The 12,099-nt window shown below is 69.7% G+C and carries 12 protein-coding genes; 4 read left to right on the plus strand and 8 right to left on the minus strand.

All coding sequences use genetic code 11. The annotated features are described in order from the left end of the window. Positions 1-10: 10 nt before the first annotated feature. Complete coding sequence (locus CPCC7001_RS03185; protein ID WP_006909485.1) at positions 11-949, plus strand: DMT family transporter; 939 nt, start codon at positions 11-13, stop codon at positions 947-949. Here the strand turns inward: CPCC7001_RS03185 and CPCC7001_RS03190 are convergent. Next, positions 921-1,346: a hypothetical protein gene (locus CPCC7001_RS03190; protein ID WP_156796836.1), complete on the minus strand. Its 426-nt coding sequence runs from the start codon at positions 1,344-1,346 to the stop codon at positions 921-923. The two genes, CPCC7001_RS03185 and CPCC7001_RS03190, sit on opposite strands and share 29 nt — an antisense overlap. Positions 1,347-1,431: 85 nt before the next feature. Here CPCC7001_RS03190 and ruvA point away from each other — a divergent pair, with 85 nt between their 5' ends. From ruvA to CPCC7001_RS03205, 3 genes are all read left to right on the plus strand, one after another. Continuing rightward, positions 1,432-2,076: a Holliday junction branch migration protein RuvA gene (ruvA, locus tag CPCC7001_RS03195; RefSeq protein WP_006910500.1), complete on the plus strand. Its 645-nt coding sequence runs from the start codon at positions 1,432-1,434 to the stop codon at positions 2,074-2,076. A 158-nt stretch (positions 2,077-2,234) separates the two neighbouring features. Beyond that, entirely contained in the window at positions 2,235-2,504 is a 270-nt protein-coding gene (gene rpsO, locus CPCC7001_RS03200; protein ID WP_006911391.1) for a 30S ribosomal protein S15, read from the plus strand. A gap of 9 nt (positions 2,505-2,513) precedes the next feature. Then, positions 2,514-2,918: a PAM68 family protein gene (locus tag CPCC7001_RS03205; RefSeq protein ID WP_006911002.1), complete on the plus strand. Its 405-nt coding sequence runs from the start codon at positions 2,514-2,516 to the stop codon at positions 2,916-2,918. A gap of 55 nt (positions 2,919-2,973) precedes the next feature. Here the strand turns inward: CPCC7001_RS03205 and CPCC7001_RS03210 are convergent, their stop codons facing one another. The 7 genes from CPCC7001_RS03210 to carA all read right to left on the minus strand — a co-directional run bounded on the left by CPCC7001_RS03210 (position 2,974) and on the right by carA (position 12,097). After that, a complete protein-coding gene (locus tag CPCC7001_RS03210) occupies positions 2,974-6,516 on the minus strand; it encodes a DNA polymerase III subunit alpha (protein ID WP_006909657.1) in 3,543 nt (1,180 codons plus the stop codon). A 68-nt stretch (positions 6,517-6,584) separates the two neighbouring features. Next, positions 6,585-8,045 carry an Asp-tRNA(Asn)/Glu-tRNA(Gln) amidotransferase subunit GatA gene (gatA, locus tag CPCC7001_RS03215; protein ID WP_043368561.1) on the minus strand — a complete coding sequence of 487 codons (1,461 nt, stop codon included), beginning with the start codon at positions 8,043-8,045 and terminating at the stop codon, positions 6,585-6,587. A gap of 30 nt (positions 8,046-8,075) precedes the next feature. Continuing rightward, the gene (locus CPCC7001_RS03220) at positions 8,076-8,315 is read right to left on the minus strand and encodes a DUF1816 domain-containing protein (RefSeq protein WP_006911065.1); all 240 of its coding nucleotides are present in this window, start codon (positions 8,313-8,315) and stop codon (positions 8,076-8,078) included. 60 nt (positions 8,316-8,375) lie between these two features. Further along, positions 8,376-10,109 carry a 23S rRNA (guanosine(2251)-2'-O)-methyltransferase RlmB gene (rlmB, locus tag CPCC7001_RS13935; protein WP_083782560.1) on the minus strand — a complete coding sequence of 578 codons (1,734 nt, stop codon included), beginning with the start codon at positions 10,107-10,109 and terminating at the stop codon, positions 8,376-8,378. A 12-nt stretch (positions 10,110-10,121) separates the two neighbouring features. After that, entirely contained in the window at positions 10,122-10,508 is a 387-nt protein-coding gene (locus tag CPCC7001_RS03230) for a ribonuclease III domain-containing protein (RefSeq protein ID WP_043369440.1), read from the minus strand. Between the two features lie 25 nt (positions 10,509-10,533). After that, entirely contained in the window at positions 10,534-10,947 is a 414-nt protein-coding gene (locus tag CPCC7001_RS03235; RefSeq protein ID WP_083782664.1) for an STAS domain-containing protein, read from the minus strand. 40 nt (positions 10,948-10,987) lie between these two features. Next, entirely contained in the window at positions 10,988-12,097 is a 1,110-nt protein-coding gene (gene carA / locus CPCC7001_RS03240; RefSeq protein ID WP_006910048.1) for a glutamine-hydrolyzing carbamoyl-phosphate synthase small subunit, read from the minus strand. Positions 12,098-12,099: the final 2 nt, after the last annotated feature.

Consider the following 12,099-nt stretch of genomic DNA (forward strand, 5'->3'; position numbering starts at 1 on the left):
TCTGCCCGCCATGGCCAGCACCGTGCCGCTGCCCTGGCTGCCACCATGGCCGCCATCGGCGGGGTCGGCCCGGATGACGCGGGGCACCCCCCTGGCTCCCACACTCCAGATGGTGGCAAGCGCCCTGGCCTTCAGCGTCATGGGGGTGTGTGTGAAGCAGCTGGAGGGCCGCATCCCCGCCGCCGAGGTGGTGCTGGCCAGGGCCCTGGTGAGCGTGGTGCTGAGCTGGGGGCTGCTGCGCCGGGCCGGCGTGGATCCCTGGGGCCAGCGGCGCGCTCTGCTGCTGTGGCGCGGCGTCATCGGCACCCTGGCCCTGTTCTGCGTGTATGCGGCGCTGATGGCCCTGCCGCTGGCATCCGCCACGGTGCTCCAGTACCTCTACCCCACCTTCACGGCCCTGCTGGCCTGGCTGGCGCTCGGTGAGCCCATCGGCCGGCGCGTGCTGCTGGCCATGGCCGTGGGCTGGGCCGGTGTGCTGCTGGTGGCCCAGCCGGCTCCGCTGTTCGACGGCGCAACGCCCCTGCAGCCGCTGCCGGTGCTGATCGCCGTGGCGGGGGCCCTGGCCACCGCCCTGGCCTACGTGAGCGTGCGCAGCCTCGGCCGCACGGAGCACCCGCTGGTGATCGTGTTCTACTTCCCACTGGTGGCCGTGCCCCTGAGCCTGCCGCTGGTGGTGCTGAATCCGGTGCTGCCCACCCCCACCGACGTGGTGTGGCTCGCTGGGGTGGGGGTGTTCACCCAGCTCGGGCAGGTCAGCCTCACGCGCGGCCTCACCGCCCTGCCGGCCGCCCGGGCCACGGCGCTCAGCTACGTGCAGGTGCTGTTCGCCGGGCTTTGGGGCTGGCTGCTGTTCGCCGAGGGCCTCGACGGCTGGACCATTCTCGGCGCGCTGCTGGTGCTGCTGGCCACCCTGATCAGCCTCAGCGCACGAGGGGCAACGGGTCGGTGATCCAGAGCTGGGTGTCGCCGTCGAGGGCACCGCTGGGCCGGGCCAGCCGCCAGCTCTCGCCCCGCTCGCCCCGCTGCAGGTACAGCTCGAAGGGGGTGTCCACCCGGATCGGATCGTCGGGCAGGCGCCAGTCGAAGCTGCCGGTGAGGTGCAGCCCCTTCGCCTCACCGATCCGCACCGTGTCCTGACGGGTCACCCGCACCCGGCTCACCTCGGGCACGCCCTCGGGCTGCAGGCGCAGGGCCTGGGCGATGGCGCCCTGGGTGAGCTGGATCTGGAGCGTGAGGGCTTCGAGCAGCACGCTGCGGGGCGGCTGGGCGGCCCCGCCACACCCCCCGATGGGGAGCAGCAGCGCCAGCGCCAGTCCCAGCGCCGGCAGACGCCGGGGCAGCCACATCCGGCAGGCGTTGGCAAGGCGCTGAGCCCAAGACTGGGCAAGGGTCCGCAGGGCGGGCAGCATGGTTTCGGTTTCACTGCCTCCAATGATCGGCTGGCTGCAAGGCGACATCGCCGATCCCTGGCAGCACGACAAGCGCTGCGGGCTCCTGCTCCTCTGCCGCGGCGTGGGCTACGAGGTGCAGGTGAGCCAACGGGACTGGCGGCGGCTGCCCCCGCCGGGCTCACCGCTCGCGCTGCACATCCACCAGAGCATCCGAGAGGACGCCTGGACCCTCTACGGCTTCACGGCGCGGCAGGAGCGGGACCTGTTCCGCGACCTGGTGGCGGTCAGCGGCGTGGGTCCCCAGATGGCCATGGGGCTGCTGGGTGCCCTCGAGATGGAGGAGCTGGTGCAGGCCATCGTCCAGCCGGATCTGCGGCGGCTCTGCCAGGCCCCGGGGGTGGGCAAGCGCACGGCGGAACGGCTGGCGGTGGAACTGCGGGTGCGGCTGCAGGAGCGCTACCTGGGCGCGGTGGAGACTGCGGCCGAGGCTGATCCCGAGCAGCTTCCGGGTCTGGCCGACGGCAGCCGCGATGACATCTGCGGCACGCTGGTGTCCCTCGGCTTCGCCGACCTGGAGATCCACCGGGCCCTGCGCGCCGTGGCCTCCCAGGGCCTCACGGCGGAGGCCTCCACCGAGGACTGGATCCGCGACTGCCTGCGCTGGCTGTCCCGGCCGGCCGCATGAGTGGCGAAAGCCCTGGCAGGGGGACTCTGAGCGGTAAAGTGTCGGTTTGCACCGCAGAAGCCGGGGCAAGGCTGTCAGCACCGGGGTGCGATTCCCCGCCACGACGCCATGCCTGCCACCCCAGGCCGCAGGCCCAGGCTCCGCCACCTTCCATCTCCATGCCGCTCACCACCGACAAGAAGCAGGAACTGATCAACAGCCACCAGACCCATGGCACCGACACCGGTTCCGTCGAGGTGCAGGTGGCGATGTTGAGTGAGCGCATCACCCAGCTCACGGGCCATCTGCAGCAGAACAAGCACGACTTTTCCTCCCGCCAGGGGCTGCTGAAGATGATTGGCCGCCGCAAGCGCCTGCTGGGCTACCTCAAGAGCATCAGCCAGGACCGCTACAGCGCCCTGATCGCCAAGCTCGGCATCCGCGGCTGAGGTGCCGCCATGCCCGGCAAGGGTCTCGCTCCCCGTTCCTCCAAGACCCCCAGGGCTCCGCGCCCGGCCGGCTCCCGGGCTGCAGGCAAGCCCAGCCAGCAGGGCATTCCTGACGCTGTGGCCAACCGCATGGCCCGCCGTGTCGCCGTGGCCACAGGCATCCCCACCCTGATGGGCATGGGGGTGTTCGTGGCCAGCTACGTCCTGGTGAGCCGGCAGATCGCCGACATCTCACCGGGTGTCACCCTGGCCGCGTCCGGCGCCTGCTTTCTCCTCGGCCTGGTGGGGTTGAGCTACGGCGTGCTCTCCGCCAGCTGGGAAGAGAGGCCCGGCAGCCTGATGGGCGGTGAGCAGCTGGGCCTCAACATCTCCAGGCTGCGGGAGTCGCTCCGAGCCAGGCGCTCCGGACGCTGATCCCGGCCTCTGCTGCTGCCGCTGCCGCTGTTCGGGCCTGCTGACCAGCAGCCACTCAGGCCGCCATCAGCGGGGCACTGATCCGGGCACGGAAATCCGCCGCTGCCAGGGTGTCGAGGGCCGCTGCGGCATCGGCCACGCAGAACTGCGGACCGAGCCGCACGAAGCGGGTCTCCTGCCGTTGCTGCACCAGCGCCACCACAGGCACCCGCAACCCCACGTCATCCAGGGGAGGACGATGGCGCTGCAGGCATTCCCGCAGGCGATGCTGAATGGCGATGTCGGCGGCCTGTTCCGCCTCCAGCTCCACCATCAGCAGCTGCAGATCGTCGATGGAGCGGCAGTCATCCACGATCAGCTGCACCCGGTCGTCCCGGCGATCCACGGAGCCCCACACCAGCAGGCGGGCATCCACCATCAGGTGGTCGGCCAGGCGGGCGTAGGCGCGGGGAAAGACCACCGCCTCGCAGCTGCCGGTGAGATCCTCCAGCTGCAGCACCGCCATGCGATCGCCCTTGCGCGTGGTCACCTGGCGCAGTTCCGGCACCATCGCCACGGCGCTCACCTTGGCCTTGTCCGGCTGTTCCTCCAGGGTGGCGAGGGCCACCGGCGACAGCAGCCGCACCGGACGCCCCAGCTGCTTGAGGGGGTGATCCGAGAGGTAGAACCCCACCAGCTCCTTCTCCAGCCGCAGTTTCTCGGTGGGGGGATAGTCGTTCACCGGGGCCGCCTTGGGGGCCGTGCTCAGATCGCCGCCGCCGGCACCGCCAGCGCTGGCCGGCTCCGCGGCCGAACTCGAGGCCATCAGGTCGAACAGGTTGCCCTGGCCGCTGGCGCGGTCGCGGGCGCGGGAGCTGGCCCAGTCCAGGATCAGATCCAAGTCGGCCATCAGCTGAGCGCGGTTGCCGCTGGGCTCGAGGGCATCGAGGGCTCCGGAATGGATCAGGGCCTCGAGGGCCCGGCGGTTCAGCTGCTGGCCGGGGATGCGATCGCAGAGATCCGCCAGGGAGCGGAACGGTCCATCCTCCTGGCGCACCTCGATCAGCTGGCGGATGGCCCCGTCGCCGAGATTGCGCACGGCGGAGAGCCCGAAGAGGATGCGATCGCCGACGGGGGTGAAATCAATGCCCGATGCGTTCACATCGGGAGGCATCACTTCGATACCCATGGCATTGCAGTTGGCGATGTAGCGCTGCACCTTGTCCGACGCTCCGGCATTCACCGTGAGCAGCGCCGCCATGTAGGCCACGGGGTAGTGGGCCTTGAGGTAGGCGGTCTGGAAGGTCACGGCGCCATAGGCCGTGGAGTGGCTCTTGTTGAAACAGTATTCGGCGAACAGCACCATCTGCTCGAACAGGGCCTCGGCCACCTTCGTGTCCACCCCCCGCCGGGTGGCTCCCTCCACGAAGATGGTCTGGTGCTTTTCCATCTCGCTCTTTTTCTTCTTGCCCATGGCCCGCCGCAGCAGATCGGCTTCGCCCAGGGAGTAGCCCGCCAGATCCTGGGCGATCTTCATGATCTGCTCCTGGTACACCATGATCCCGTAGGTTTCATTCAGGATCGGCTGGAGTTTGTCGTGGGCGAAATCAATCGCCTCACGGCCATGCTTGCGGTTGATGAACTTGGGGATCAGCCCCGCATCCAATGGCCCCGGACGGTAGAGGGCCAGAATCGAGGAAATGTCCTCCAGGCATGACGGCTTGAGATCCCGCACGATCTGCCGCATGCCGCTGGATTCCAGCTGGAAGATGCCTTCCAGATCCCCCCGGGCCAGCAGTCCGTACGTGGCCGCATCGTCGAGGGGAAGTTTGTCCGGGTCGACGGTTTCACCGGTGCTCTGCTGCACCAGATCGAGGGTTTTATCGATCATGGTGAGGTTCTTGAGGCCCAGGAAATCCATCTTCAAAAGGCCCATCGACTCCACGTCCTCCATGAAGTACTGGGTGATCACCTGGCCGTCGTTGTTGCGCTGAAGCGGCACGAGCTCATCAAGGGGGTCGGCCGCGATCACCACACCGGCGGCATGAACGCCGAAGGTTTTGTTGGTGCCCTCGATCCGCATGGCCATGTCTACCCAGCGGCGCACATCGGGATCCTTTTCGTATTTCTCGCGGAACTCCGCAGCGGGCGACTCCGGCCCGATCATCTCCTTGAGCTTGGCGGGCTTGCCCCGCACCACGGGGATGAGCTTGGCGAGACGGTCGGCATCGCCGTAGGGGATGTCGAGCACCCGGGCCACATCCTTGAGCACCGCCTTCGAGGTCATGCGGTTGAAGGTGATGATCTGGGCCACCTTGTCCTCGCCGTAGCGCCGGGTCACGTAATCGATCACCTCCCCGCGCCGTTCGATGCAGAAATCGGTGTCGATGTCAGGCATCGACTTGCGCTCGGGGTTGAGGAAGCGCTCGAACAGCAGGCCATGCACCACCGGATCGATGTTGGTGATGCCCAGGGCATAGGCCACCAGGGAACCTGCCGCGGAACCCCGGCCAGGCCCGACCGGTATGCGGTTCTCGCGGGCGAAGCGGATGTAGTCCCACACCACCAGGAAGTAGGTGGGAAACCCCATCTGCTCCATCACTTCAAGCTCGAAGCGCAGCCGCTCGCCGTAGGCAGGCTCGAAGGGCGCCTCCGCTGCCAGCTCCAGCCGATCCCGCAGGCCCTGCTCGGCCACGGCACTGAGGTAGCTCACGGCCGTGTGCCCCTCCGGAATGGGGAAGCGCGGCATCTGGTAGCGGCCGAGGATGTCGTAGTCCTCCACCTTCTCGGCCACCTGGGCCGTGTTGGCCACCGCGCGACGGATCACATCCGGCTCGAGATGGTCCGCAAACAGAGCGAGCATCTCGGCCTCGCTCTTGATGTACTCGGTGCCCGTGTACCGCAGGCGCTTCTCATCGCTGATCAGCTTGCCGGTGAGCACACACAACAGAGCGTCGTGGGCCTCCACATCCCCCACGCTCAGATAGTGGGCGTCGTTGGTGGCAATCAGTTCGATGCCCAGCTCCTGACCGATGCGGGCGATCTCGGTGTTGACAATGCGATCCTCCAGGCCGCCGTGATCCTGGATCTCCAGGTAGAAGTCGTCGCCGAACACCTCCTGGTACCAGGCCGCCACCTGCCGGGCCACGTCAGGGCGGCCGCGCAGGATCGCCTGGGGAATCTCACCCCCGAGGCAGGCGGTGGCCACGATCAGCCCCTCGCTGTGCTGGCGCAGCAGCTGCTTGTCGATGCAGGCGCGGGCGAAGATGCCGCGACCGCGCATGCCCCGCAGGTGGCTGATGCTGGTGAGCTTCACCAGGTTGCGGTAACCCACCGCATTCTTGGCCAGCACCACCAGGTGGTAGCGGCGCTCCTTCTTGGGGGGATTGGGATCATCCAGCGCGCCGTTGATCACATACATCTCGTTGCCGATGATCGGCTTGATGCCGGCCTTCGAGCAGAGTTTCAGCAGCTCGATGGCGCCATACATCACCCCGTGGTCGGTGAGGGCCAGGGCGGGCATGCCCAGCTCCACCGCCCGCTCCACCATGGCCGGCAGCTGGCTGGCCCCGTCCAGGAGGCTGTAGTCGCTGTGGTTGTGGAGGGGTACGAAAGCCAAGGAGGGCGGCGCCTGTAGCGGCCAGCGTAGATCGCCTCCACCAGATGTGGTGCCGCCGCGGCGACGGTTCAGACGGCGAGCGCCGCCTCCGGCCGCCGCTCCATCACCCGCGCCGCCAGCTCGTAGTGGTGGGCCACCTGCAGCAGCCTGCCCTCCTCCAGCACGTTGGTGATGAACTGCACGCCGATCGGCAGGCCGCGCTGATCGAAGCCGCAGGGCACACTGATGGCCGGCACCCCCGCCATGTTCGCCGGAATGGTGAGCAGGTCGGCCAGGTACATGGCCAGCGGGTCATCGGTGTGGGCCCCGAAGGCGAAGGCGGTGGTGGGCGAGGTGGGTGTCAGCAGCACGTCCACCTGCTCGAAGGCCCGGTCGAAGTCGCGGCGGATCAGGGTGCGCACCTGCTGGGCCTTCTTGTAGTAGGCGTCCACATAGCCCGCCGAGAGGGCATAGGTGCCGATCAGGATGCGGCGCTGCACCTCGTCGCCGAAGCCTTCGGCACGGCTTCGGGCCGTCATCTCGGCCAGATTCTCCACCCCCTCGGCGCGGTGGCCGTACTTCACCCCGTCGTAGCGGGCCAGGTTGGCGGACGCCTCCGAGGGCGCAATCACGTAGTAGGTGGCGATGCCGTCGTTGAAGCGCGGGCAGCTCACGTCCACCAGCTCGCAGCCCAGGGCTTCGAGCTGGCTGGCAGCGGCCAGCACGGAGGCCTTCACCTCGGCCTGGAGACCCTCCGCCTCGAGGCACTCGCGCACCACGCCCACCCGCAGGCCCGCCACGGGCTGACGCAGGGCGGTGCGGTAGTCCGGCACGGGCAACCGCAGGCAGGTGGAATCCCGCGGATCGGGCCCGGCGATCACCTGCAGCAGTTCGGCAGCGTCCGCAACGCTGCGCGTGAAGGGGCCCACCTGGTCGAGAGAGCTGGCGAAGGCCACCAGCCCGTAGCGGCTCACCCGGCCGTAGGTGGGCTTGAGACCCACCACCCCGCAGAAGGCCGCCGGCTGACGGATGGAGCCACCCGTGTCGGAGCCGAGGGCGGCCACGCATTCACCGGCCGCCACGGCTGCGGCACTGCCCCCGGAGCTGCCGCCGGGCACCCGCTCCGGGTCCCAGGGGTTGTGGCTGGGCCCGAAGGCGGAGGTCTCGGTGGAGCTGCCCATGGCGAACTCATCGAGATTGGTCTTGCCGAGCAGCACGGCGCCGGCCTGCCACAGCCGCTCCGTGACGGTGGACTCGTAGGGCGGCACGAAGCTCTCCAGCATGCGGCTGGAGCAGGTGGTGGCGATCCCCGCGGTGCAGAGGTTGTCCTTGATGGCGAGCGGAATGCCGGCCAGCGGCGACAAGGGCTCACCGGCCGCCCGGGCCGCATCGATCCGATCGGCGTCGGCCCGGGCCCGCTCGGCCGTGACGGTGAGGAAGGCCTTCACACTGCCGTCCACCGCGTCGATCCGCGCCAGGTGGTGGTCGGTGAGCTCGCGGGCGGACACCTCGCCGCGCTCCAGCTGCTCACGCCATTCGGCGATGCCCATCCAACCGTTCACCAGCAGCTCTGGACGCTATCAGCCCAGCTCGGTGAGGGGCTCGCCGCGGCGGGTGCGCAGCAGCTCCACCTCAAGGGAAGCCGGGGCTTCGGCGCGCAGGTCCTCGACGAAGGCCGGCAGCTCGGCTTCGAGGGTGCGGCGGCGCACGAAGGGACCGAACCAGTAGGTGACATCGGGCGACTGCGTGCGCACCCGGGCCCACCAGGCCAGACCCAGACCGTTGGCGCAGCTGCGCACAGGCCAGAGCAAGGGGTTCATGGATGCGGGGTCAGGCAAGGGCCATTGTGCAGGGTGACCGGCCCCTGCCAGGGCCCGGGATCACAACTGCACGTCACGGGCGAAGCTCAGCGCGGCAGCCCGGGTGGCGCCCCATGGATCCTCGGGCGCCGGGGCGGGTTCAGCGTCAGGGACCTGACCGGCTGGGGCGTCGGAAACGGGCTCGGGCAGGGGCGTTTCAGGGATCGCCGCTTCACCAGCCGGAGCTTCCGTTGCCGGTGCTGCCGCGGCAGGTGGTGCCGCGGCAGGTGGTGCCGCGGCAGGTGGTGCCTCCGTGGCCGAGGCGACCGCCCGCTCGGCGTGACCGGAGGCCTGAACGCTGGCGTCAAGGCCGGCGAGCTGGTGGCCTTCAGGCTGGGCGGCCCCGTGGTGCAGCGGCTCTGCGTCAACCGCTTCCGGTTGAGCGGGTTCGGGGCGATCAGCTCCGGCCTGAGCGGCCTGGGATGGCACGGGCCCAGGTTCGCTGGCGGCGGCCACGGGCATGCGGGGCCGCTGCAGCCGGGGTGCAGGCTGGCCTCCCTTCAGCCCCTTCATCCAGCCGCGGCGGGCCACCTCGTAGAGCAGCAGGGCCGTGGCCACCGAGGCATTGAGACTGGGGGTGGCACCCCGCAGCGGAATGCTCACCAACTGGTCGCAGTGCTTGCGGGTGAGCATGGCGAGCCCGTCGGCCTCGGAGCCGGTGACGATCACCAGAGGACCCTCCAGATCGGCCTGCTCGAGGCTCACGCTGCCCTCCGAGGCCAGCCCGATCACGCGGTACCCCTCCTGCTTGAGGCTGTCGAGCGCGCGGTTGAGGTTCACCACCCGGGCCACCGGCAGGTGTTCCAGGGCTCCGGCAGCCACCTTGGCCACCGAGCCGGTGAGTCCGGCGCTCCGGCGCTGGGGGAGGACCAGGCCATGGGCGCCGAGGGCCTCGGCACTGCGGGCGATCGCACCGAGGTTGTGGGGATCGGTGATGCCATCGAGGGCCATCAGCAGCGGCGGCTCCCCGATGCCCCGGCACCCCTCGATCAGGCTGGGCAGATCGAGCGTCTCGGCGGCCGCGGTCTGCAGCACGATGCCCTGGTGCACGGCGCCGCCGGTGAGCTGCCCCAGCCGCGCCCAGGTGACCTCCTCCACCAGCACGCCGGAACTCTTGGCCTCACGGAGCAGCTGCAGGAAGCGGGGGCTGAAGCGCATTTCGGCCGTGCACCAGATCCGGTGGATCGGTCGGCCGCTCTCCAGGGCCGCCTGGGCGGAATGGCGGCCCCAGATCAGGTCGGCGGGTTGGTCCTGGCCGTGCTGGTCCGCCTCGGGCTCGATGGAGCGCTGGTTGGCGGGCTCCCGGGCCTCACGGATCGGTGCCGCGGAGCTGCCGTAGCGGCGAGCGGGGACATCGCTGCGGTCCGTGCCGCCGCCACGGGCAGCGTCGTAGCGCCGGGCCGGCCCCCTGGCGGGCGCATCCCGGCGGGCAGGTCCCGCCCCCCACTCACGGCTGCCGCCATCACGGCTGCGCCCGTCCCGGCCTCCACCGCTGGCGCGGCTGGGCGAGCGCCGTACGAAGGATCCCCGCTCCCCCTGGCTGCGGGGGGTTGCCGGGCGGGCCCGTTCCCAGCCACCGCCGGCTGATCCCCGCCGCGCCGCGCCGCCCTCAGCGTCCGGACCGGTGCCGGGGCGGCGCACCTCGCGGCTGCGGTCGCGTTTCCCCTGCCAGGCATTGTCACGGCCTGGCCGTGCGGCCCCACGGCCCCCTGTCCCCGTCCGTTTGTCCGGACGGCGTTCGAATCGCGGGCTCATGGTCGCCAGGTCTTATGGATTGTTGTCCTCCAAGTGATCTAGCAGCTCGACCAGCCGCTCAGGATCGTGGAGGAACAACCAGCCGAGCAACGCCTCGAAGCCCGTGGCCCTGGCGTAGGCCGCCGGATCCCCTCCCCTCGGCCCCCTGCCAGCCCTGTTGCGGGCCCGCCGCACCAGCTCCCGCTCACTGCTCTGGAGCCAGGGATCCAGGCGCTCGAGCTGGCGGGCCTGGGCGTCGGCCCGCACTGAGGCCACCACCTGACGGTGCAGATCCAGGGCCCGGGCGGCTTCACGACAGCGATTCAACCGTTGATGCAGCTCCCATACCGCATCCCCCAGCCAGGCCAGCTGCAGCACGCCCAGCTCACCGGCGGGGCGCCGGGGCTGGAGCCCCCTCAGCCAGGCGGCTGTCGCACGGCCGGGCTCAGGCGGCGAGGCTGTCAAGCGCGGTGGCCAGATCGGGCTGGAGATGGAGGTAGTCCTCCAGCCGCACCAATTTCACGGTCTGCACCACCCGGGCATTGCCCACCACCAGAAAGGTCTGCTTGTCGGCGTTGCACTGCTTGGCGAGCTGCACCAGGGCACCGAGGCCGGAGGAATCGATGAAGTCGATGTGGCTGAGATCCACCACCAGGGGCTGGCCGGGGCTGCGGTGCTCGGCGATGAAGGTTCCGAACTGCTTGTCGGAGTAGGCATCCAGCTGCCCGGTGAACCGAAAGAGCTGGCAGCGGGCCTGCTGCTCGAAGCCGCCGCGCAGTGACACCGTCAGACGCTGCAGGTCGTTGATGGCTCCGCCCCCTTGGCTGTTCTGCGGGGAGTGTAGAGAGATGGCCGGCATCTGCAGAAAGGCGCCCACTGAGGCGGCTTTCTGGGGCCGGTCAGCCGCGGCGCTCGGCCATCAGCGTCGCAAAACGGGCGAAGTGGTGGTCGGCGTCGTGAGGCCCGGGGCTGGCCTCCGGGTGGTATTGGATGCCGAACACGGGCTGGTCGCGCAGCGCCAGGGCCGCCACCGTGCGGTCGTTGAGGTTGAGGTGGGTGATCTCCACCCGATCGGCTGGAAGGGAGTCGGCCTCGATGGCGAAACCGTGGTTCTGGCTGGTGATCTCCACCTGGCCAGGGCTGCCGCAGGGATGGTTGAGGCCGCGGTGGCCGTAGCCCAGCTTGAAGCTCCGTCCCCCGAGGGCGAGGGCCAGGATCTGGTGTCCCATGCAGATCCCGAACACGGGCAGGTTCGGTTGCTGCAGCAACCCGCGCGCCAGCTCCACGCCGGTGGTGACCGCGGCCGGGTCGCCGGGGCCGTTGGAGAGGAACACCCCTTCGGGATCGTGGCTCAGCACCTGCTCGAGGCTGGCGGTGGCCGGCAGCACCGTGACCACGCAGCCATGGGCCACGAGGCGATCCAGGATGGCCCGCTTGATGCCGAAGTCGATCGCCACCACCCGGTAGGGACGCTCGGGGTTCACCTGCATGCGGGTGTCGAAGGCGGCCACGCAGGGCTGGTCCCAGGTGTAGGGCTCAGGGGTGGTGACGGTGGACGCCAGGTCGAGCCCCTGCATCGAGGGGGCCGCCACCACCTGGTTCAGCAGCTCCTGCGGGCTGGTGCCGTCGCTGCTGATCGCCCCGTTGATGGCGCCGCCCTCCCGCAGGTGGCGTACCAGGGCGCGGGTGTCCACACCGCGGATGCCCACCACGCCATGGCTCTGCAGCCATGCACTGAGATCGGACTCGGCCCGCCAGCTGCTGGCCACAGGGGCCAGCTGGCGCGCGATCACCCCCCGCACGTGGGGATGGTCGGCCTCCTGGTCGGCGGCGTTCACCCCCGTGTTGCCCAGTTCGGGGTAGGTGAAGGTGACCAGCTGCCCGGAGTAGCTCGGGTCGGTCATCACCTCCTGATAACCGGTCATGCCCGTGTTGAACACCACCTCGCCGATGGCCGTGCCGATGGCACCGAAGGCTTCACCGCGCAGCAGGGTGCCGTCGGCGAGCACCA

The sequence above is a fragment of the Cyanobium sp. PCC 7001 genome (assembly GCF_000155635.1).
In the GTDB taxonomy this organism is placed as follows: Bacteria; Cyanobacteriota; Cyanobacteriia; order PCC-6307; family Cyanobiaceae; genus NIES-981.

Bases quoted from the DNA above. Each gene is read 5' to 3' on its own strand.
- CPCC7001_RS03185 (WP_006909485.1), top strand. From the start codon at position 11: ATGGCCAGCACCGTGCCGCTGCCCTGGCTGCCACCATGGCCGCCATCG.
- CPCC7001_RS03190 (WP_156796836.1), bottom strand. From the start codon at position 1,346: ATGTGGCTGCCCCGGCGTCTGCCGGCGCTGGGACTGGCGCTGGCGCTG.
- ruvA (WP_006910500.1), top strand. From the start codon at position 1,432: ATGATCGGCTGGCTGCAAGGCGACATCGCCGATCCCTGGCAGCACGAC.
- rpsO (WP_006911391.1), top strand. From the start codon at position 2,235: ATGCCGCTCACCACCGACAAGAAGCAGGAACTGATCAACAGCCACCAG.
- CPCC7001_RS03205 (WP_006911002.1), top strand. From the start codon at position 2,514: ATGCCCGGCAAGGGTCTCGCTCCCCGTTCCTCCAAGACCCCCAGGGCT.
- gatA (WP_043368561.1), bottom strand. From the start codon at position 8,045: ATGGGCATCGCCGAATGGCGTGAGCAGCTGGAGCGCGGCGAGGTGTCC.
- CPCC7001_RS03220 (WP_006911065.1), bottom strand. From the start codon at position 8,315: ATGAACCCCTTGCTCTGGCCTGTGCGCAGCTGCGCCAACGGTCTGGGT.
- rlmB (WP_083782560.1), bottom strand. From the start codon at position 10,109: ATGAGCCCGCGATTCGAACGCCGTCCGGACAAACGGACGGGGACAGGG.
- CPCC7001_RS03235 (WP_083782664.1), bottom strand. From the start codon at position 10,947: ATGCCGGCCATCTCTCTACACTCCCCGCAGAACAGCCAAGGGGGCGGA.